The 18,485-nt window shown below is 66.0% G+C and carries 18 protein-coding genes; 14 read left to right on the top strand and 4 right to left on the bottom strand.

All coding sequences use genetic code 11. The features are described from left to right. Positions 1-65: 65 nt before the first annotated feature. The 8 genes from M2332_RS00940 to recQ all read left to right on the top strand — a co-directional run bounded on the left by M2332_RS00940 (position 66) and on the right by recQ (position 7,873). Positions 66-794 carry a FliA/WhiG family RNA polymerase sigma factor gene (locus tag M2332_RS00940; RefSeq protein WP_264572606.1) on the top strand — a complete coding sequence of 243 codons (729 nt, stop codon included), beginning with the start codon at positions 66-68 and terminating at the stop codon, positions 792-794. Positions 795-850: 56 nt separating this feature from the next. Next, entirely contained in the window at positions 851-1,072 is a 222-nt protein-coding gene (locus tag M2332_RS00935) for a hypothetical protein (protein WP_264572605.1), read from the top strand. Positions 1,073-1,293: 221 nt separating this feature from the next. Beyond that, entirely contained in the window at positions 1,294-2,166 is an 873-nt protein-coding gene (panB, locus tag M2332_RS00930) for a 3-methyl-2-oxobutanoate hydroxymethyltransferase (RefSeq protein ID WP_264572604.1), read from the top strand. A gap of 90 nt (positions 2,167-2,256) precedes the next feature. Further along, positions 2,257-2,964 (top strand): tetratricopeptide repeat protein, encoded by a 708-nt coding sequence (locus M2332_RS00925; RefSeq protein ID WP_264572603.1) that lies wholly within the window; start codon positions 2,257-2,259, stop codon positions 2,962-2,964. 26 nt (positions 2,965-2,990) lie between these two features. Then, positions 2,991-4,319, top strand: coding sequence for a PQQ-binding-like beta-propeller repeat protein (locus M2332_RS00920; protein WP_264572602.1), 1,329 nt, complete (start codon positions 2,991-2,993; stop codon positions 4,317-4,319). Next, positions 4,319-5,752, top strand: a complete 1,434-nt coding sequence (gene der / locus M2332_RS00915; RefSeq protein ID WP_264572601.1) for a ribosome biogenesis GTPase Der — start codon at positions 4,319-4,321, stop codon at positions 5,750-5,752. Before M2332_RS00920 ends, der begins: the two co-directional genes overlap by 1 nt. Beyond that, a complete protein-coding gene (locus M2332_RS00910; protein WP_264572600.1) occupies positions 5,736-5,975 on the top strand; it encodes a sulfurtransferase TusA family protein in 240 nt (79 codons plus the stop codon). Before der ends, M2332_RS00910 begins: the two co-directional genes overlap by 17 nt. A gap of 134 nt (positions 5,976-6,109) precedes the next feature. Next, entirely contained in the window at positions 6,110-7,873 is a 1,764-nt protein-coding gene (recQ, locus tag M2332_RS00905) for a DNA helicase RecQ (RefSeq protein WP_264572599.1), read from the top strand. A gap of 4 nt (positions 7,874-7,877) precedes the next feature. On the opposite strand, the gene M2332_RS00900 is transcribed toward recQ, so the two are convergent. The 3 genes from M2332_RS00900 to M2332_RS00890 are packed head-to-tail and all read right to left on the bottom strand — an operon-like array spanning position 7,878 to position 10,083. Next, complete coding sequence (locus M2332_RS00900) at positions 7,878-8,150, bottom strand: hypothetical protein (protein WP_264572598.1); 273 nt, start codon at positions 8,148-8,150, stop codon at positions 7,878-7,880. Between the two features lie 52 nt (positions 8,151-8,202). After that, the gene (locus M2332_RS00895; RefSeq protein ID WP_413715930.1) at positions 8,203-8,865 is read right to left on the bottom strand and encodes a class I SAM-dependent methyltransferase; all 663 of its coding nucleotides are present in this window, start codon (positions 8,863-8,865) and stop codon (positions 8,203-8,205) included. A gap of 12 nt (positions 8,866-8,877) precedes the next feature. Next, on the bottom strand, positions 8,878-10,083 hold the full coding sequence (locus M2332_RS00890) for a DUF3419 family protein (RefSeq protein ID WP_264572597.1): 1,206 nt from the start codon (positions 10,081-10,083) through the stop codon (positions 8,878-8,880). A 138-nt stretch (positions 10,084-10,221) separates the two neighbouring features. On the opposite strand from M2332_RS00890, the gene cls reads away from it, so the two are divergent. Beyond that, positions 10,222-11,631, top strand: a complete 1,410-nt coding sequence (gene cls, locus M2332_RS00885) for a cardiolipin synthase (RefSeq protein WP_264572596.1) — start codon at positions 10,222-10,224, stop codon at positions 11,629-11,631. A gap of 3 nt (positions 11,632-11,634) precedes the next feature. On the opposite strand, the gene M2332_RS00880 is transcribed toward cls, so the two are convergent. Next, complete coding sequence (locus M2332_RS00880; protein WP_264572595.1) at positions 11,635-12,630, bottom strand: threonine/serine dehydratase; 996 nt, start codon at positions 12,628-12,630, stop codon at positions 11,635-11,637. A gap of 53 nt (positions 12,631-12,683) precedes the next feature. On the opposite strand from M2332_RS00880, the gene M2332_RS00875 reads away from it, so the two are divergent. The 5 genes from M2332_RS00875 to M2332_RS00855 all read left to right on the top strand — a co-directional run bounded on the left by M2332_RS00875 (position 12,684) and on the right by M2332_RS00855 (position 18,439). After that, positions 12,684-13,892, top strand: coding sequence for a saccharopine dehydrogenase family protein (locus tag M2332_RS00875; protein ID WP_264572594.1), 1,209 nt, complete (start codon positions 12,684-12,686; stop codon positions 13,890-13,892). After that, positions 13,892-14,269, top strand: a complete 378-nt coding sequence (locus M2332_RS00870) for a hypothetical protein (protein ID WP_264572593.1) — start codon at positions 13,892-13,894, stop codon at positions 14,267-14,269. The genes M2332_RS00875 and M2332_RS00870 overlap by 1 nt, the downstream gene beginning before the upstream one ends. 67 nt (positions 14,270-14,336) lie before the next feature. Then, the gene (locus M2332_RS00865) at positions 14,337-15,524 is read left to right on the top strand and encodes a carboxynorspermidine decarboxylase (protein ID WP_264572592.1); all 1,188 of its coding nucleotides are present in this window, start codon (positions 14,337-14,339) and stop codon (positions 15,522-15,524) included. A 101-nt stretch (positions 15,525-15,625) separates the two neighbouring features. Beyond that, on the top strand, positions 15,626-16,966 hold the full coding sequence (locus M2332_RS00860; RefSeq protein ID WP_264572591.1) for a methyl-accepting chemotaxis protein: 1,341 nt from the start codon (positions 15,626-15,628) through the stop codon (positions 16,964-16,966). A gap of 279 nt (positions 16,967-17,245) precedes the next feature. After that, the gene (locus tag M2332_RS00855) at positions 17,246-18,439 is read left to right on the top strand and encodes a type III PLP-dependent enzyme (RefSeq protein ID WP_264572590.1); all 1,194 of its coding nucleotides are present in this window, start codon (positions 17,246-17,248) and stop codon (positions 18,437-18,439) included. The last annotated feature ends 46 nt before the right edge of the window (positions 18,440-18,485 follow it).

Here is an 18,485-nt window from a genome sequence, read left to right as displayed (position 1 = left end):
AATCCGCACACGCCTCCGCCCTGCTCGGAAATTCCCGGTTAAACCTTTCAGCATAGATGAGACCCATGCACAGCGCACAGCTTGAGGTTGCAGCCCTGACTTATGGTCGCCGGCCCGGTGTCTCACCGGATCAGCTGGCGCAGCAATATATGCCGCTGGTGCGCAAGATCGCCTGGCATGTCCATGGCCGCGTCTCCAGCGCGATCGAGATCGAGGATCTGCTGCAGATCGGCATGGTCGCGCTGGTCGAGGCGGCCAATAGCTTCGAGGATCGCGGCTTCGGCTTTGCGACCTATGCGCAAATGCGCGTGCGCGGCGCGATGATCGACCATCTGCGCCGCCATGCGACCCTGTGTCGCTCGGCGATGGCGCGCCGCAAGACCATTCAGGATGCCCGTCGCGCGCTGGAGCAACGCTTCGGGCGGCCGCCCGCGGATAGCGAAGTCGCCGCGCATCTCGGTCTTGATGCTGCCGGCTGGCGCGAGCTTGCCGATGGGACGGACATGGCGCAGCATCAGAGCATGGACGAGGTCTATTCGGACCAGTCGATGTGGTTCGCCGATGCAACCGAGGGCGCCGAGGAAGTGCTGGAGCGGGAATCCCTCAAGCGCGCGGTTTCCGCCTGCATCAAGGAATTGCCCGAGCGCGAGGCGATGGTGCTGCAGCTCTACTTCGTCGAAGAGATGAACCTTGAGGAAATCGGGCTGACGCTCGATATCGGCGCGGCCCGGGTGTGCCAAATCAAGAAATCTGCGCTCGACAAGCTGCGGGGACGCCTCAGCGCCTTCCTCTGACCGGAACCGCGCCGCGGGATGATCGTTTCTCCGCCATCAATCAGGTGGAGGATGACATGGCCGAAGAACCCAAAACGGTAATCGTCGAGCGCTCGAGCGGCGGCAGCGCAACCGCGATCATTGCGATCGTGGCACTGCTGATCCTCGCGGTGGGCGGCTACTTCCTGCTGCAGAGCCAGGATAACAAGAACGACGCTGTGTCCACGGCGGCGCAGCAAGTCGGCGATGCAGCGCAGGATGTGGGCGATGCGGCCCAAGGTGCTGTCGATAAGAAGTGAGCGTTTGCGGACAGCGCGCCGCCTCAATTCAAAATCGAGCAGATTTAGCCCCTCCTCTTCAGAGGAGGGGTTGGGGTGGGGTTGCGCCCGCGCGGCCACTTGCTAAGTTTGCGATGCTGGCGCATCGCCACCACCCCCAGCCCCCCCTCTGAGGCGAGCATATTTGTGGGTTTGACCCGCGCAGCCTAGGCGAACCCCCGCGGTTGCGCTAAAGCGCGGCCATGTCCGCCACTTACACCCTCGATACGGCGACCAGCCGGGCGAACCCCACGCCGGCGCCGATGCGTCGGCTGACCATTCCCGCCATCCGCGCGCGCAAAGTCGATGGGGTGACCGACTCGCCAATCGTGATGCTGACCGCCTACACGGCGCGGCAGGCGCAGTTGCTCGATCCCCATTGCGACCTGCTGCTGGTGGGCGACTCGCTCGGGCAGGTGATCTACGGCCTGCCGTCCTCCGTGCCCGTCACGCTCGAGATGATGGCCGCCCATGGCGCTGCGGTCGTGCGCGGCAGCTATCACAGCGCCGTCATCATCGACATGCCGTTCGGGAGCTATGAGGCCTCCCCTGAGCAGGCCTTCGCGAGCGCAGCCCACCTGATGAAGGAAACCGGCGCTGCCGGCGTGAAGCTGGAAGGCGGCGAGGCTATGGCGCCGACCATCGCCTTTCTGAGCGAGCGGGGCATCCCGGTCTGCGCCCATGTCGGGCTCACGCCGCAGGCGGTGAACGCGCTCGGCGGCTATGGACCGCGCGGCCGCGATGCCGCCGAGGCCGCCAAAATCCGTAACGATGCCCGCGCCGTCGCCGCTGCCGGCTGCTTTGCGATGGTGATCGAGGGCGTCATCGAGGAACTGGCTATCGAGATCACGGGAGACGTGCCCTGCCCCACCATCGGCATCGGCGCCTCGGCAGCCTGCGACGGGCAGGTGCTGGTGACCGAAGACCTCCTCGGCATGTTCGAGCGCACGCCGCGCTTCGTGAAGCGCTATGCCGATCTTGCCGGGACGATCAGCGATGCCGCGGCCCAATATGCGCAGGAGGTGCGCGCGCGCAGCTTCCCCGGCGAGGCCCAGCTTTATGGCGCCAAAAAGTGATTTGCGCGGAGTTCATCCGCCGCTAAGGTCCGCGGCCACAAAATCCCTTCATGCGCCCCTGCGCTTTTTCAGCCGACTGGAGATAGAGACTTGGCCCTGACGCCACATCAGAACGAGGCCCTGCTCCGCGAGATCGACGATGCCGTGCGACAGGACGATCTGCTATCCTTCTGGAAAAATTACGGCCGTCTGGTCATCGCCGTCGTCGTGCTTGGCCTCGCTGCCTTTGGCGGCTGGCTCTACTGGCAGCACCACCAGACCCAGAAAGCCGAGGCCAACGGCGAGCAGTTCGCCCGGCTGATGAGCGCTGCCCAGCGGGCCACGCTGGATGACGGGGTGTACAAGCAGATCATGACCGAAGGTGGCCCGGGTTATCGCGCGCAGGCGGAAATGCTCCGGGCCGCACTGGCGGGCGGTCGCAATGACCCCAAGACCGCGCTTGCCGCCTATGATGCCATTCTGGCCGACGCGCAGGCCCCGGCCGCGACAAAGGACGCCGCACTGATGCGCCGGACTGCCCTCGCCTTCGACAGCATGAAGCCGCAGGACGTGATCGCCGCGCTCAAGCCGCTGGCGGTGCCGGGCAATAGCTGGTTCGGCAGCGCCGGTGAACTGACCGCCATCGCCCATCTCAAGGCCGGCCAGCGCGATCAGGCCGGCAAGATCTTCAACGAGATGGCCAACGATCCACTGGTGCCTGAATCCATCAAGCTGCGCGCCGGACAGATGGCCAGCATGCTTGGATCGGCGACGACGCCCCGGCAAGCCGGGCCGACCGCTGACACGCCTGCCTCCTGATTCCATTGAAAGAGAAACCCACGAGGATGCGTAATCCCACATCATATCGCGCCGCCTGGATCGGCATTCCTGCGGCCCTGCTGCTCCTGACCGGATGCGGCGGGAAGAGCGGCCCCAAGACCCCCGTGCATGGCGACCGCACCTCCATCCTCGGCAGCAACAATGTGCTGGCCGTGGACGATGCTGTTGCGTCGCTCCCGGTCACACTGCCGCCCCCGGTCGTTAACCCCGCTTGGGCGCAATCGGGTGGCAATGCCGCCAAGGCCATCGGCCATGTCGCGCTCGGCGACAATATCCAGCAGGCCTGGTCGGCATCGGTGACCGGTGGCGGCTCGCGCAGCCGGCTGGCCGCAGCGCCGGTCGTCGCAGGCGGCAAGCTGTTCGTGATCGACACCGATGCGACGGTCTCCGCCTTCGACGCCAAGACAGGCGCGCGGCTCTGGTCGAAGAGCATTCGCTCGCCCAATCAGCCTTCGCAGGTGCAGTTCGGTGGCGGCGTCAGTGTCGAGGGCGACCGTTTGTTCGCCACGTCCGGCGCCGGGTCCGTTGCCGCGCTGAATGTCGCGGACGGCGCCGAGATCTGGAAGGTGCAGCCTGGCGGCCCGCTGCGCGGTGCACCCACGCTCTCCAACGGCAATGCCTATGTGATGAGCCAGGACAACCAGCTCTTCGCGCTCTCGCAGGCAGATGGCGCGGTCGTGTGGACGGACAGCGGCACGCTGGAAGCGACGGGCGTGTTCGGCGTCGGCGCTCCGGCGGCGGCGCAGGGTTCGGTGATCGCTGGCTATAGCTCGGGCGAACTGACGGCCTATCGCTACGAGAACGGCCGCGCCTTGTGGGGCGATGCGCTCAGCCGCACCAGCATCTCCACTTCGGTCGCCATGCTGACCGATATTGACGCCGACCCGGTGGTCGACCGGGGCCAGGTGTTTGCCATTGGCGAAGGCGGCCGCATGGCAGCCTATGAACTGGTGAGCGGGCAGCGCCTGTGGGAGCTGAACATCGGCGGTATCGCGACGCCGCTGGTGGTGAGCGACTGGGTGTTCGTGGTGACCGACAAGTCCCAGCTGCTCGCCATCACGCGTGCCACTGGCAAGATCCGGTGGATCAGTGATCTGCCGGCATGGCGCAAGCCGAAGAAGAAGACCGGCCCAATCCGTTGGCGCGGCCCGATCCTCGCGGGCGGCAAGCTCATCCTCGTCTCCACCGAAGGCGCGATGGCATTTGTCGATCCGACGAGCGGCAAAGTGCTGCAGGAGCGCGACCTCAAGCAGGGCCTCACCCTGCCGCCCATCGTCGCGGACAACATGCTTTATGTGCTGACGGACGAGGGACGCATCCTCGCGTTCCGCTGATGGCAAAAAGACAACGCCCAGACCGCGACACGCCGGCCGGAAGCCTTCCGGTCGTCGCCATCGTCGGCCGCCCGAATGTGGGCAAGTCCACGCTGTTCAACCGGCTGGTGGGCAAGAAGCTCGCGCTTGTCGATGACCAGCCCGGCGTCACCCGCGACCGGCGCGAGGGCGATGCCGAACTGCTTGGCCTCAAGTTCCGCATCGTGGATACCGCCGGTTTCGAGGAAGACGACGCGCAGACCCTGCCGGGCCGAATGCGCGCGCAGACCGAAATGGCGGTTCAGGGTGCCTCGGTCGCCTTGTTCATGATCGACGCGCGCGCGGGCATCACGCCGCTCGACGAGCATATCGCCCGCTGGCTGCGCGCCGGGAACACGCCGGTGGTGCTGCTCGCCAACAAGGCCGAGGGCCGCGCCGCCGATCCCGGCATCATGGAAGCCTTTTCGCTCGGCTTTGATGAGCCTGTGGCCTTTTCCGCGGAGCATGGGCAAGGTCTTGCCGACCTGTTCCAGGCGATCCGCTCGCATGTCGAGGCGGACGAGCCAGACCTACCCGTCGAGGGCGACGAGGATGATGTGGGAGACGAGGACGAGCTGGACGACAGCGCGCCGCTCAAGCTCGCTATCGTCGGGCGGCCCAATGCCGGCAAGTCCACGCTCATCAACCGCATATTGGGCGAAGAGCGGCTGATCACCGGGCCGGAAGCCGGCATCACGCGCGACAGCATCGCCGTGGACTGGACCTGGCACGCGCCCGACGGCGTGGCGCGCGCGGTGCGGCTGATCGACACCGCCGGCATGCGCAAGCGCGCAAAAGTGCAGGAGAAGCTGGAGAAGCTCTCTGTCGCCGATGCGCTTCATGCCGTGGATTTCGCGGAAGTCGTGGTGCTGATGCTCGACGCCACGCTTGGGCTTGAGGCGCAGGATCTGCGCATTGCCGACAAGGTTCTGAGCGAGGGCCGTGCGCTCGTGATCGCGCTCAACAAGTGGGACGTGGCCGAGAATGGCTCGTCGCTGTATCAGGGCGTCCGCAAGGCGCTGGAAGACGGGCTTGCGCAGGTGCGCGGCGTGCCGCTGCTCACTGTATCCGGCGCCACCGGAAAGGGCATTGACGATCTGCTGCAAGCGGCATTCGATACCCGCCGCCGCTGGTCGCAGCGCGTGCCAACGAGCCTGCTTAACCGCTGGTTCGATGAGGCGCTGGAAGCCAATCCGCCGCCGGCACCGGGCGGCAAGCGGATCAAGATGCGCTACATCACCCAGGCGCGCAGCCGGCCGCCCACCTTCGTGGTGTTCGGGTCGCGTCTCGACGAGGTGCCGGAAAGCTACAGTCGCTATCTCGTGAACGGCATCCGCAAGGCGCTCGACTTTTCGGGCGTGCCGATCCGGCTAAACCTGCGTAGCGCACGGAACCCATTTGACAAAAAGAAGTGATCCGGCGCGCGTCGACGCCCGCGGACTGAAATGTCCGTGGCCCGTCCTGCGTGCCGCGCGCGCGATGCGCGATCATGATTGCGTATTGCTTCTAGCCGACGATCCGGTGGCAAAAATCGATGTGCCGGCCTTGGCGCACTCCAATGGCTGGGCGGTCGGCGTTCACGAGGCCGAGAGCCATGTGGAATATGCGCTGAGCCGCAAGGGCGCAGAGGAAACATAAGCGAGCGAGATGCGGCCGTTTTGCGGCTTTTCCGTTGGCGGCAACGGCCTGTTCTGCTGCGCTGACAGATCTTGAGCGGCGGGCAGGTCCATTCTGCCCTTCCCCCTCACCCCTCGCCACCCTATAGCCGCCCGATGCTTGCCGATCCCGCCGCCCTGCTCAGAAGCGTCTTTGGCTTCGAGGCCTTTCGGGGCGTGCAGGCGCAGGTGGTGGACCGGGTGTTGGCGGGCCGCCCGACGCTGGCGATCATGCCCACCGGCGCCGGCAAATCGCTTTGTTATCAATTGCCTGCGCTCGCTCTGCCGGGCTGCTGCGTCGTGGTCTCGCCCCTGATCGCGCTGATGCACGACCAGTTGCGGGCGGCGCGAGCGCTCGGCATCCGCGCGGCGAGCCTCACGTCGGTGGACGCTGACTGGCGCGAGACGCAGGACAGGCTGGTTGCCGGCGAGCTGGACCTGCTCTACGTAGCGCCAGAGCGCGCCTCGGGAGACGGGTTCCGCGCGCTGCTGGAGCGGTCGCGCCTCAGCCTCTTCGCGATCGATGAGGCGCATTGCGTGTCGGAATGGGGCCATGATTTTCGCCCCGATTACCGCCTGCTGCGCCCACTACTGGACGCCTTTCCCGATGTCCCCCGGCTCGCGCTCACCGCCACGGCGGATGCCCACACCCGCGAGGATATTCTCACCCAGCTCGGCATTCCGGCCGAGGGGCTAATCATCTCCGGCTTCGACCGGCCCAATATCCGTTACCTCGTGCAGCCGCGCGATGGCCTGCGTCGTCAGCTCACCGATATTCTGGCGGCCAATTCCGGCCCGGGCATCATCTATGCGCCAACCCGCGCCGCGACCGAGCAGCTTGCCGAGGCGCTCGGTGCCAAGGGGCGGCCGGTGCTGGCCTATCATGCGGGGCTGCCCGCTGAGCTGCGCGCCGCCAATCAGGCCGCGTTCCTCGCCAGCGAGGAGATGGTGATGGTCGCCACCGTGGCCTTCGGCATGGGCATCGACAAACCGGATGTGCGCTTCGTCGTCCATGCCGGCCTGCCCAAGTCGATCGAGAGCTATTATCAGGAGAGCGGGCGCGCAGGGCGCGATGGCGATCCCGCAACGGCGACGCTGCTGTGGGGCGCAGAGGATTTCATGCGGGCGCGCCAGCGGATTAGCGAGGTGGAGCCAGAGCGTCAGGCCGGCGAGCGCGCGCGCATTGCCGCCCTGGGTGCACTGGTGGAAACCGCGCGGTGCCGCCGTGCGGTACTGCTGCGCCATTTCGGCGAGAACCCGCCGCCCACCTGCGGCAATTGCGACAATTGCCTCTCGCCCCCCGCCAGCATCGATGCGACGCTGACGGCGCAGAAGCTGCTCTCGGCCGTCCACCGCACCGGCCAGAGCTTTGGCCTCGGTCACCTCGAAGCCGTGCTGACCGGGCGGGGTAATGACCGGATTTCCCAGCGCGGGCATGATCGCCTGTCGGTCTTCGGCATTATCGAAGGCGAGGAGGCCGCGCTGATCAAGCCGGTCGCCCGCGCTCTGCAGGTGCATGATGCGCTGACCACCACCGACCATGGCGGGCTGGCGCTCGGCCCGGCGGCGCGCGGCTATCTCAAGGGCGAGGAGCGCGTCGAGCTGGTGATCCAGCCGAAGAAGGAGCGCCGGCGTGGCCGCGACAAGGGGGAGAACCCCGTCAACGACCCGGTTTTCGAGGCGCTACGCGAGTGCCGCCGCACGCTGGCGCAGGATGCCGGGGTGCCGCCTTATGTCATCTTCCATGACAGCACCTTGCGCGACATGGCCGCGATCCGCCCCAAGTCGCTGCGGGACATGGCACTGGTCAGCGGTGTCGGCGAGCGCAAGCTGGAGGCCTATGGCGAAGTCTTCCTCACCGCCCTTCGTCGCTTCGGCTAATTCATCAGCCCGTTTCGTCGGCGTCAGTGAGCCGCGCGGCCATATCCATGAAATTGCGGGCGGCCTCGCGCTCGGCGGGGTCCTTGAAGGCCACGTCCAGGTCCGGCGCGCCACCGAGCATGTGCAACAGCGCCCATAGGCCGAAGCGCCGGCCGGCGTCCTTCTCCAGCCCGAAATCGACGCGCATCCGCTCAATTCCGGCGCCCATCGCCTCGGGTGGCAACTCTTCCAGTTCGGTCTTGCCGAAATAGCGCAGCATCAGGTCATGAAAATCCATGGCCGCCAGCATAAGGCAGGCACAGCCCGGACGCAGCCGAAATCGACGGCGTTTACCGCCGGATCGTCACGCTCCAGGCGTAGCCGCGATACAGGGCGCGGCAGGACAGGTCGGCGCCATAGCTCGCGGCAAGGCCGTGGGCCACGGCAAAGAGCGGCTCGCGCGGCGTGACGTGAAAGCGCTCGAGCCAGCCCCGCAACGCCGCCCGGAACCAGCCGGGCAAGCGCTCCTGCTGGCCGAAATCGACGATATGGAGCGACCCGCCCGGTTCGACGACCGAGAGCGCCTGCGCGAGCGCCGCCTCCCATTGCGGGATCATCGAGAGGCTGTAGCTGATATAGACCCGGTCAAAGCCCGGCTCGCCGAACAAGGCCTGCGGATCGAACCGGGCGGCATCGGCGCGCTCCAGCAGGGTGCGCGAGTGCGCCCCCGCATGCGCAATATTGCGCTGCGCCGATTTGAGCATTTCCGCCGAGATATCGAGACCGAAGAGCCGCGCCTGCGGATAATGCCGGGCGACCAGCGCGAGATTACGCCCGGTGCCGACCCCGATCTCCAGCACCGATCCGCCAACCGGCACGGCCAGATCGCGGATGAGCCGATCCCGCCCCAGCAGATAATATTTGCGGGTGATGTCGTAGACATGCCGCTGCAGCGCATATTGCGCGTCCATCGCGCGCGCATGGCGGTCGCTCGCGGCGCCGATGCGGTCCATGTGCGACACCGCCTAGCCCTTCAAACCGTAGAGATGCACGCCACCATAAATGGACGAGCGGTCGGCGCGGGTGAAGCGCAGCGAGTCCTCGCCATGATAATGCCAGCGCTCCAGAAGCGGATCGGGCAAACGCCCCGGCAGCAGGCTCGGCTCGGCCGCCGTGCGGAAGAGCACCCGCGCATCGGGGCGCGCGGTACGGCTGATCTCGTACCAGAGCGCAGTCAGTTGCGCATCGCTCATCCAGTCCTGCGCATCGAGCAGAACATAGCGGTCGACGCTCGCAGCCGGCTGGCGTGAGAGCCAGTCGGTCATGTTGGCGTGCTGCACATCAACGCGGCGGGCCCTGTGCTTCACCGCCTCATAATGGGCGCGCTCCAGATAAGGCGGCAGCGGCGCATCCTCATGACGGCCATATCCACGACCAAATGCCTGCCAGGCGAAGTAGTTGGCTTTAAGATCATAGTCGCAGGCGAGCCGCTCAAGCCGCTTGCGCAACACCGCAGCCATTTTCTCATCGCCGGCAAGCACATCATATTGCGCGGGCGGAATGCCGAGGCCGAAGAGCGAGGCGGGCTGGTCGGTCAGCCAGCGAATGAACTTGCGCTCGAAGATCGGCGCCAGTCGCGCCTCGAAGATGCGGCGCTGCTCCTCCATGTCGCGCGCGGCCAGCAATTCGCGCGGATCGATGCGGTACAGCCGTGCCACCAGATGCGCCGCGCCGATGAAGCCGCCGAGCAACCCGCGCTTGTAAGCGCCGGAGCGGAACATGCCGATGCGGCGCCGCCCCACCAGATCGCGCCCCTCCCAATAGCGGCGCGCCGTCTCGTCCAGATGCGGGCGGATATAGGCCTTATAGGCCCGAAGATTCTCCGCGCTGTCGGCCTCGGCAAAGAAGCGGCGAAAGCTCGCATAATCGGGCAATTGCTGCGCCGCGACCTGCTTCAGCCGATTGAGCGCAATATGCGCCGTGTTGAGATCGACCGCCGTGATGCGGGCCGGATCGGCGGTCAGGTAGGAGAGCACATTGCAGCCGCCGCTGGCGATGGTCACGACATGGCTCTCCGGCTTGATCGCCAGCGCCGCCATGTCCACCACCGGGTCTTCCCAGATCTGCGCATAGACCAGGCCTCGAAACGCGAAGGCGAAGGCGCGTTCCAGAAGGCCCTCGCGCGTGGTCGCCTCATGGTTGATAACGGCGCGATCGATGACATGCGGCATGAACGGCTCCCCTGATGGTCCACTGACGCCCCACTAGGCGCCGTGCATGTCAGGCCCGTGACCGCGCGATGGCAGATTGGTGACGAGGCTGCGTGCAATGGTCTTGGCTCTGGCGGAGCGCTCACGCTAGGATCGGGCATGGCAGGGTCATCACCCCATCTCGATCAGATCTGGTACGCGCTGGAATGGCTCATCCGCCTCGGCGCGCTCGCGGTCGTGCCCTTGCGGCGGACACCTGCGGCGGCGCGGGCGTGGCTGCTGCTGATCTTCTTCCTGCCGGTGCCTGGCCTGCTCTTGTTTCTCGCCATCGGCAGTCCGCGCTTCCCGGCGTGGCGGCGCGAGCGGTTCGGCGCCTTGCAGCCCTTCTTTGCTGCGACCGCGCAGGCGCAGCAGCGGCATCATCCCGCGCTGGGCGATGTGGAGCCCATCGCGGCGCTCGCGCACACTTTGGGGCATATGCCCGCCACCGACGGCAATGCCATCACGCTGATCGACGCCTATGATGCGGTCGTGGACCGGCTCGTCGCGGATATCGATGCCGCCGAACAGTCCGTCCACCTGCTCGTCTACATCTTCGCCGACGATGCCGTGGGCCAGCGCGTGGCCGCCGCGCTTGGCCGGGCCGTTCAGCGCGGTCTGGACGTGCGGGTGCTGTTCGATCCGGTCGGTTCGCGCCCATGGCGGCGCGGGACGCAGGCGCTGCTGCGCGCCAAGGGGGTGCGTGTGTGCGAAACGCTGCCGTTGCGCCTCATCCGGGCGCGAACCCGGCGCGACATGCGCAATCATCGCAAGCTCTTCGTGATCGACGACAGGATCGGCTATGCCGGCTCCCAGAACATCGTCGCGCGCGATTTCCGGCCCGGCGTGGTCAATCGCGAACTGGTCGCGCGGGTGACGGGGCCGGTGGTCGCCAGCATGGCGGCGCTGGTGCGTGCCGACTGGTCGCTGGAGTCTGGCGATCCCCCCGGCGCCTCCCCTGCCCCGACGGACACCGCCGGGACCGCTTGCCTGCAATTGCTCCCGAGCGGGGCGGACTATCCGCTGGCCGGGTTCGAGACGCTGTTGGTCTGGCAATTGCATCAGGCGTGCCAGCACGTCGTCATGGTCAGCCCTTATTTCGTGCCGGGCGAGGACGTGCTCGGCGCCATGGGCGCAGCGGTGGCGCGCGGGGTCAAGGTCGACCTCATTCTCTCGCGCGTGGCGGATCAGCCGCTCGTTCGCCTCTCGCAAAGCTCCTTCTATCAGGAGCTGCTGGACGCCGGCGTCTCGATCCACCTGTTCCCCAACGAACTGCTCCACGCCAAGACGCTCAGCATCGATGACCGGCTGGCCGTGGTGGGATCGAGCAATGTCGACCTGCGCTCGTTCCAGCTCAATCAGGAGGCCAGCCTGCTGATCTACGACGCCGCCTCGATTGCGCAGGTGCTGACAATTCATGAAGGCTATCTGGCGGCCTCCACCACGCTGACCCCGACAGCATGGCGCGCCCGCTCGCGCACCCGGCGGCTCGCCGAGAACATCGCCCGGCTGGTGGATTCGCTGCTGTGAGCCTCAGCCCGCCCGGTCGGCGAGCTCCAGCAGGCGGGTGAACGTCTCCCGGTCGACATTGCCGCCCGAGAGGGTGACCAGCGTCGCATCGGTCACCGGCACCTTGCCCGCGAGCACGGCAGCCAGCGCCGCAGCGCCGCCGGGCTCGACGACCAGATGGAGCTTCTCGAAAACCACCCGCATGGCCTGCGCGACCTCCATCGGCGTCACGGCGGCGCCACCGCTGGCCCGGCCCTGCAATACCGCGAAATTAATCGGGAAGGTGCGTGGAGTCTGGAGCGCGTCGCAATCGGTCGGGAAGGCCAGGTCGTCCACCGACTGGATGCTGCCGACGGCGAGCGAGCGAAGCAGATCGTCATAGCCTTCCGGCTCGGCCAGATAGAGCGCCGCATCCGGGCAGGCCAGCGCGAGACCGGCAGAGAGGCCCCCGCCCCCGCAGCAGGCAACGATGCGGTCGGGTCCGCGCCCGAGCTGCACCTGCATTTGCGCCGTTGCCTCAATCCCGAGCGTGCCCTGCCCCTCGATGATCCACGGATCGCCATAGGCATGAACGAGGGTCGCGCCGGTCTTCGCGACGAGATCGGCAGCGATGCTGTCGCGATCCTCGCTCGCGCGATCATACAGATACACCTTGGCGCCCAGCGCCCGGGTCGCCGCCAGCTTGGCGCGGGGCGCATTGCTCGGCATCACGATGGTCGCGGCGATGCCAAGCCGCCGGGCGGCCCAAGCCACGCCCTGCGCGTGATTGCCGCTGGAAACGCCGACCACCCCGCGCGCCCGCTGCTCCGCCGTCAGATCGCTCAGCCGATGCCATGCACCCCGGATCTTGAAGGCGCCGATGGGCTGGAGCATGTCCGCCTTGCACCAGATCGTCCGCCCCTCGACCTCCAGAGGCAAAAGCGGCGTGGGCGGCAGCAGCGCCGCAATCTTGTCCGCCGCGCGCAACACGCCTTCGCGGCTCGGCGCACGAAGCGGATCGAGCAATTCTTGTTCTGTCACAGAGCCCCCCTATATGCAGGCGCTTGTCGATTCGACTTCATGGAGACTAACAGATGAGCAAGGTGCTGGTCATCGGCGCAGGTGGCGTCGGATCGGTCGCGGTCCACAAGATGGCGATGAATGTGGACATCTTCAGCGACATTCACCTCGCGAGCCGCACGGTCTCCAAATGCGATGCGATTGCCGCCTCCGTGAAAGAGCGCACGGGCGTTGCCATCAGCACCTATGCGCTGGATGCCGACGACGTGACCGCAACGACCGCGCTGATCAAGCAGATCGGCCCCAAGCTGGTCGTGAATCTGGCCCTGCCCTATCAGGACCTCGCGATCATGGATGCCTGCCTCGCGGCCGGCGTGAATTATATGGACACGGCGAACTACGAGCCGCGCGACGAGGCGCATTTCGAATATAGCTGGCAGTGGGCCTATCAGGACCGGTTCAAGGATGCCGGCCTCATGGCGCTGCTCGGCTCCGGCTTCGACCCGGGCGTCACCAGCGTCTTCGCGAGCTGGCTCAAGAAGCATCATTTCGAGCGGATCGACACGCTCGACATTCTGGACTGCAATGGCGGCGACCATGGCCAGCACTTCGCCACCAACTTCAATCCGGAGATCAACATCCGCGAAGTAACTGCGCCCGCGCGGCACTGGGAGAATGGTGCGTGGGTGACCACGCCTGCCCTCTCCTACAAGCAGAGCTTCGACTTCGAGCAGGTCGGCCCCAAGAACATGTACCTCATGTACCATGAGGAGCTGGAGAGCCTCGCCAAGCACCTGCCCGAGATCAAGCGCATCCGCTTCTGGATGACCTTTGGCGATGCCTATCTCAAGCATCTCGAAGTGCTGCAGAATGTCGGCATGACGCGGATTGACCCGGTGATCTACAATGGCGTTGAGATCATCCCGCTGCAGTTCCTCAAGGCCGTGCTGCCCGAGCCAGCCAGCCTTGGCCCGACGACTAAGGGCAAGACCAACATCGGCGATATTGCCACCGGCCTTGGCAAGGACGGCAAGGACAAGACGCTCTACGTCTACAATATCTGCGACCATGAGGACGCCTATGCCGAGACCGGCAATCAGGCGGTGAGCTACACCACCGGCGTGCCGGCGATGATCGGCGCGGCGCTGATGCTGCAGGGCCTGTGGTCCGGCGCTGGTGTGTTCAACATCGAGCAGCTCGATCCCGACCCGTTCATGGACATGCTCAACAAGCATGGCCTGCCGTGGCAGGTGAAGGAACTCGACGGACCGCTGCCCTTTTGATGGGCGCCCTGCGCATCCGCATCGGGCTGGCGAGCGCCGCCCTGGCGCTCGCTCTGGGAGGCTGCGCGCCGCAGATCGGCCTGGTCGATGGCGTGCCGTCTTCCGAGCTGAACAGTTGCGCCCGCCAGGGCGGCTCGCTGCAGGCACGGGGACGCGCGCAGACCGTCATGTGCGTGGTGCCTTATGCGGATGCAGGCAAGAGCTGCGCCTCGAAGAAGGACTGTCAGGGCCGCTGCCTCGCCCAGCCGGGCAAGAACGGCACCCTGCCGCTCGACGAGCAGAAGGCGCCCGGCCATTGCCAGGCTGACAACAAATTATTCGGATGCTTTGCCGAACTCGACGGCGGCAAGGTCGTTCGGTCTATGTGCATCGACTGATCGGTGCATCGATGAAGGCGCGGCGCTCGCAGCCGCGCCATGACATGACTTGAGCGGAGCAGACCCCATGGAAACCCGAGCCGGCGACCCCGGCGCCTTTGCGCGCTTCGACCTCAATCGCGTGCCCTCGCCCGCTTTCGTGGTCGATGCGGCCGCCATCCGCCGCAATCTGACGATCCTCAAGGACGTACGGGATCGGGGCGGCATCAAGATGCTGGCGGCGCTCAAGGCGTTCTCCATGTGGTCGCTCGGGCCCACTGTCTCGGCCTATCTCGACGGAGTCTGCGCCTCCGGCCTCTACGAGGCCCGACTGGGCCGCGAGGAATATACCGGGCTGGATGAGAAGGGCGAGGTCGCGACCTATTGCGCCGGCTACAAGGCGGCCGACCTGCCCGAGATCTGCGTGCTCTCCGATCATATCATCTTCAATTCGCCCGGCCAGCATGCGCGCTTTCGGCCCATTCTCGATGCGCAGCGCGCGCAGGGCATGAGCTTCGACGTGGGCTTGCGGATCAACCCCCTCCATGCCGAGGGCGAGGTGGCGAAGTACGATCCTTGCCAGCCCAACAGCCGGCTCGGCTTCCCCATCGACCAGCTTCTCCCTGAGCATCTTGAGGGCGTGGACGGCATCCATTTCCATACGCTGTGCGAGCAGGATTTCGTGCCGCTTGGCCGGACATGGGCCTCCGTTGAGCCGAGCCTCAAGCGCTTCTTTCCGCAACTCAAATGGCTGAACTTCGGCGGTGGCCATCATATCACCCGCGCCGACTATCAGCGCGATGAGCTGGTCGCCTTCCTCCAGCAGGTCCGCCGTGAGACCGGGCTCGACGTGTATCTGGAGCCGGGCGAGGCCGTGGCGTTGGACGCGGGCATATTGGTCGGCGAAATTCTCGATGTGATCGACAATGGCATGCCGGTGGCCATCGTGGATATTTCCGCGACCTGTCATATGCCGGACGTGATCGAGGCACCCTATCGTCCGGCCATGCTCGGCGAGCAACCCGGCGGCGATCTGGTGCGGCTGGGCGGCCCATCCTGCCTCGCCGGCGACATCATCGGCGACTATGCCCTGCCTGTCCCCGCCGAGCCGGGCCGGCGCATCGCCTTCCTCGATCAAGCGCATTATTCGATGGTGAAGACCAACACCTTCAACGGCGTGCCGCTGCCTTCCATCTGGTTGTGGGACAGCGAGACGGACGAACTGCAGGAAATCCGCCAGTTCAGCTATGAGGACTTCAAGAGTCGGCTGAGCTGACACGGAAATGACATAAAACTGTCACAATAAGCCCTTGAATTTCCTCGTCTCGTTCCAGCTGGATAACCAAAACTTTACCGTCCCGCTTCTAGAGGCGTGGCATGATGCATGCGCCCTCTTTCCAGATCGACCGACAGGATGACGAGGACGCTGTCGCCCGGCTGCGGATGCCGGGCAGCGCGCAGATCAAGGCGCGGCAGGGCGCCTCGTCGATGGAGATCGTGGCGGTATTTCGCCAGCATATGGGCTTGCGGCTTCTCCCGCTGGTCGATGAGGCGGATCGGCCGGTGGGCGCCATTTATGAGGAGGATGTCCGCAATATTCTCTTCAATCCCTATGGCTATGCCCTGTTAAGCAATCCCGGCATCACCATCGCCTTTGGCGAACGGATGCAACGCTGCCCGGTGGTCGAGATGGACCGGGGCCTTGCCGGCTTGCTCGCCGTCCACGCGCGCGACGGTGGCAAGGAAGCGATCATCGTGACGCGCGGGGGCCGCTATGCTGGCTTCGTTCCCAATGCCGCCATTTTTGCCGCAGTGAACGCGCAGGAGGTACGTCAGCTCCGTGCCCGCGACGCGGAACTGACGCGACTGCGGAGCGTGAGCGCTTCCTTCGAGCAGGACATTCAGGGCCTTTCGAACACCCTCGGCGACATGGCGGCCCTGCTCCAGCGCAATGCCACGGGCACCGCCAGTCGCAGCCAGGACAATACCGACCACGCTCTGCATGTGCTCACCGCCGCCAGCCAGACCGGCGCGATGATGGACGAGGTGGCGCGGTCCAGCGCCGCGCTTGTGCGATCGCTGGGCAGGCTCGACTGGGAGACGGAGCAGGCGCGCACCGTGGCCGCCGAAGCGGTGACCCGCGTGGACGCCAGCGCCGCGCAGGCGCAGGCGCTCGATCAGGCGACGCAATCCATCGAGACCGTCACCGCCACCATTGAAATGCTGGCACGCTCGGTCAAACTCCTCGCGCTCAACGCGTCCATCGAGGCCGCGAGAGCTGGGCAAGCCGGGCGCGGTTTTGCCGTCGTCGCCAATGAGGTACGCGCGCTGGCCCAGCAGACCGGTATGGCTGCGCAGAGCATCCGCACCCATGCCGTCACGGTGCGCGGCACGGTCGCTGCCGTGCGCAACGCACAGGCGGGCCTCGAGGACGTGATCGCAAGCGTCAAGCAGATTGCCGATGGCGTGACCGCAACCGTGAGCGCCCAGCGCGCGCTCTCCCTGCACCTTGCGGCCGGCACCGAACAGGCAGCGTCGGCAAGCAAGGATATTGAGGCGCATATCGTGCGGATCAGCGGCAATGCGCGGTCGGCGACCGAAGGGGCGCAGGATCTGGCGCGGACGGCTCATGATCTGAGCGACTCGTCCAGCACCCTCTCGCGGCGGGTGGAGCGGTTCCTGAGCGAGATCGTGATGCGTGAGGGCGGCGCTGGTTGAAGCGCATTCAGGCGCAGACTCGACTCGTCGCACCTGCCTTGCCCCGATCCGGCCTGTCTGCGACACGCCCGATCCTGTGCCGAAAGTGAGCCGCCGCAACGGCGCCATTCCAAAAGCTAGACTTTCCGCGACTTTCCCGCGCCGCAGCGCGTGACTCAATTTTGACCCCCGATCTTTACAGGGGGGGCCACAGGTCATATATGCGCACCCCTGCTGCCCCATGGGACTTCCACCGCAAGGCAGCTCTTTTCGACTGCAATCCACTGGAGGTCCCTTGAGTTGTACAAGCATCATAGCGCGCTGGGGGTAGCTCTCTCCCTCAAACCGGCAGCACCGGTAACGCTTATTCGCCCGCAGGCAGCTGCCCGCGCCGCTCGATACTTCTCGACGAAGTTCCCGGGGCGCTCGCTCTATGCCGTCAAGGCCAATCCCTCGCCCGCGTTGCTCGAAACGCTGTGGGCGGCTGGAATCACGCATTTCGATGTCGCGTCCATTGCCGAGGTTCGGCTGGTCGCGCGGACGCTGCCGCAGGCCAAGCTCTGCTTCATGCATCCGGTGAAGGCCGAGGAAGCCATTCGCGAGGCCTATTTCAAGCATGGCGTGCGGACCTTCTCGCTGGATTCGCTCGAGGAGCTGGAGAAGATCGTGCGGGCCACCCGTGGCGCGCCGGACCTTGAGCTGTGCGTGCGCCTGCGCGTCTCCTCCGAGCACAGCAAGCTGAGCCTTGCTTCCAAGTTCGGTTGCGATCTCGCCGATGCGCGTGAGCTGCTGCAGGCCACCCGTCAGGCCGCCGATGCGCTCGGCATCTGCTTCCACGTCGGCAGCCAGGCGATGTCGCCCCACGCCTATGTGCAGGCCATTGAGCGCGTGCGCGCCGCGATCGTCGATGCATCGGTGACGGTGGACATTGTGGATGTGGGTGGCGGTTTCCCCTCCACCTATCCCGGCATGGAGCCGCCGCCGCTCGGCCATTATTTCTCGGCCATTCACCGCGCCTTCGAGAGCCTGCCGATTTCCTATTCGGCAGAGCTGTGGTGCGAGCCGGGCCGGGCGCTGTGCGCGGAATATAGCTCGCTGCTGGTGCGCGTGGAAAAGCGCCGCGGTAACGAGCTGTTTATCAACGACGGCGCCTATGGCGCGCTGTTCGATGCCGCGCATCTCGGCTGGCGCTTTCCCGTGCAGTTGCTGCGCGCGGAAGCCAACGAGGCGGATCAGGAAGCTTTCAGCTTTTACGGCCCGACCTGCGACGACATGGACCATATGGCCGGCCCGTTCATGCTCCCTGCGGACGTGCGTGTGGGCGACTATATCGAGATCGGGATGCTCGGCGCCTATGGCAATGCCATGCGCACCGACTTCAACGGCTTCGGCGCGGAGAGCGTCGCACAGGTCGCCGACGAGCCGATGGCCAGCCTCTACCGCGAGGAAGAGCCCGTCCCGCAGCAGTCCAACGTGGTGCAACTGCGCCGCTAAAGCGGATTGCCAAGCCTGGCAGAATGAGACAGCCTCTCCGGACAAG

The organism is Sphingobium sp. B11D3A (assembly GCF_025961695.1).
GTDB lineage: Bacteria > Pseudomonadota > Alphaproteobacteria > Sphingomonadales > Sphingomonadaceae > Sphingobium.
The sequence above is the reverse complement of the archived record's forward strand: the minus strand, read 5'-3'. Positions and strand labels throughout refer to the sequence as shown.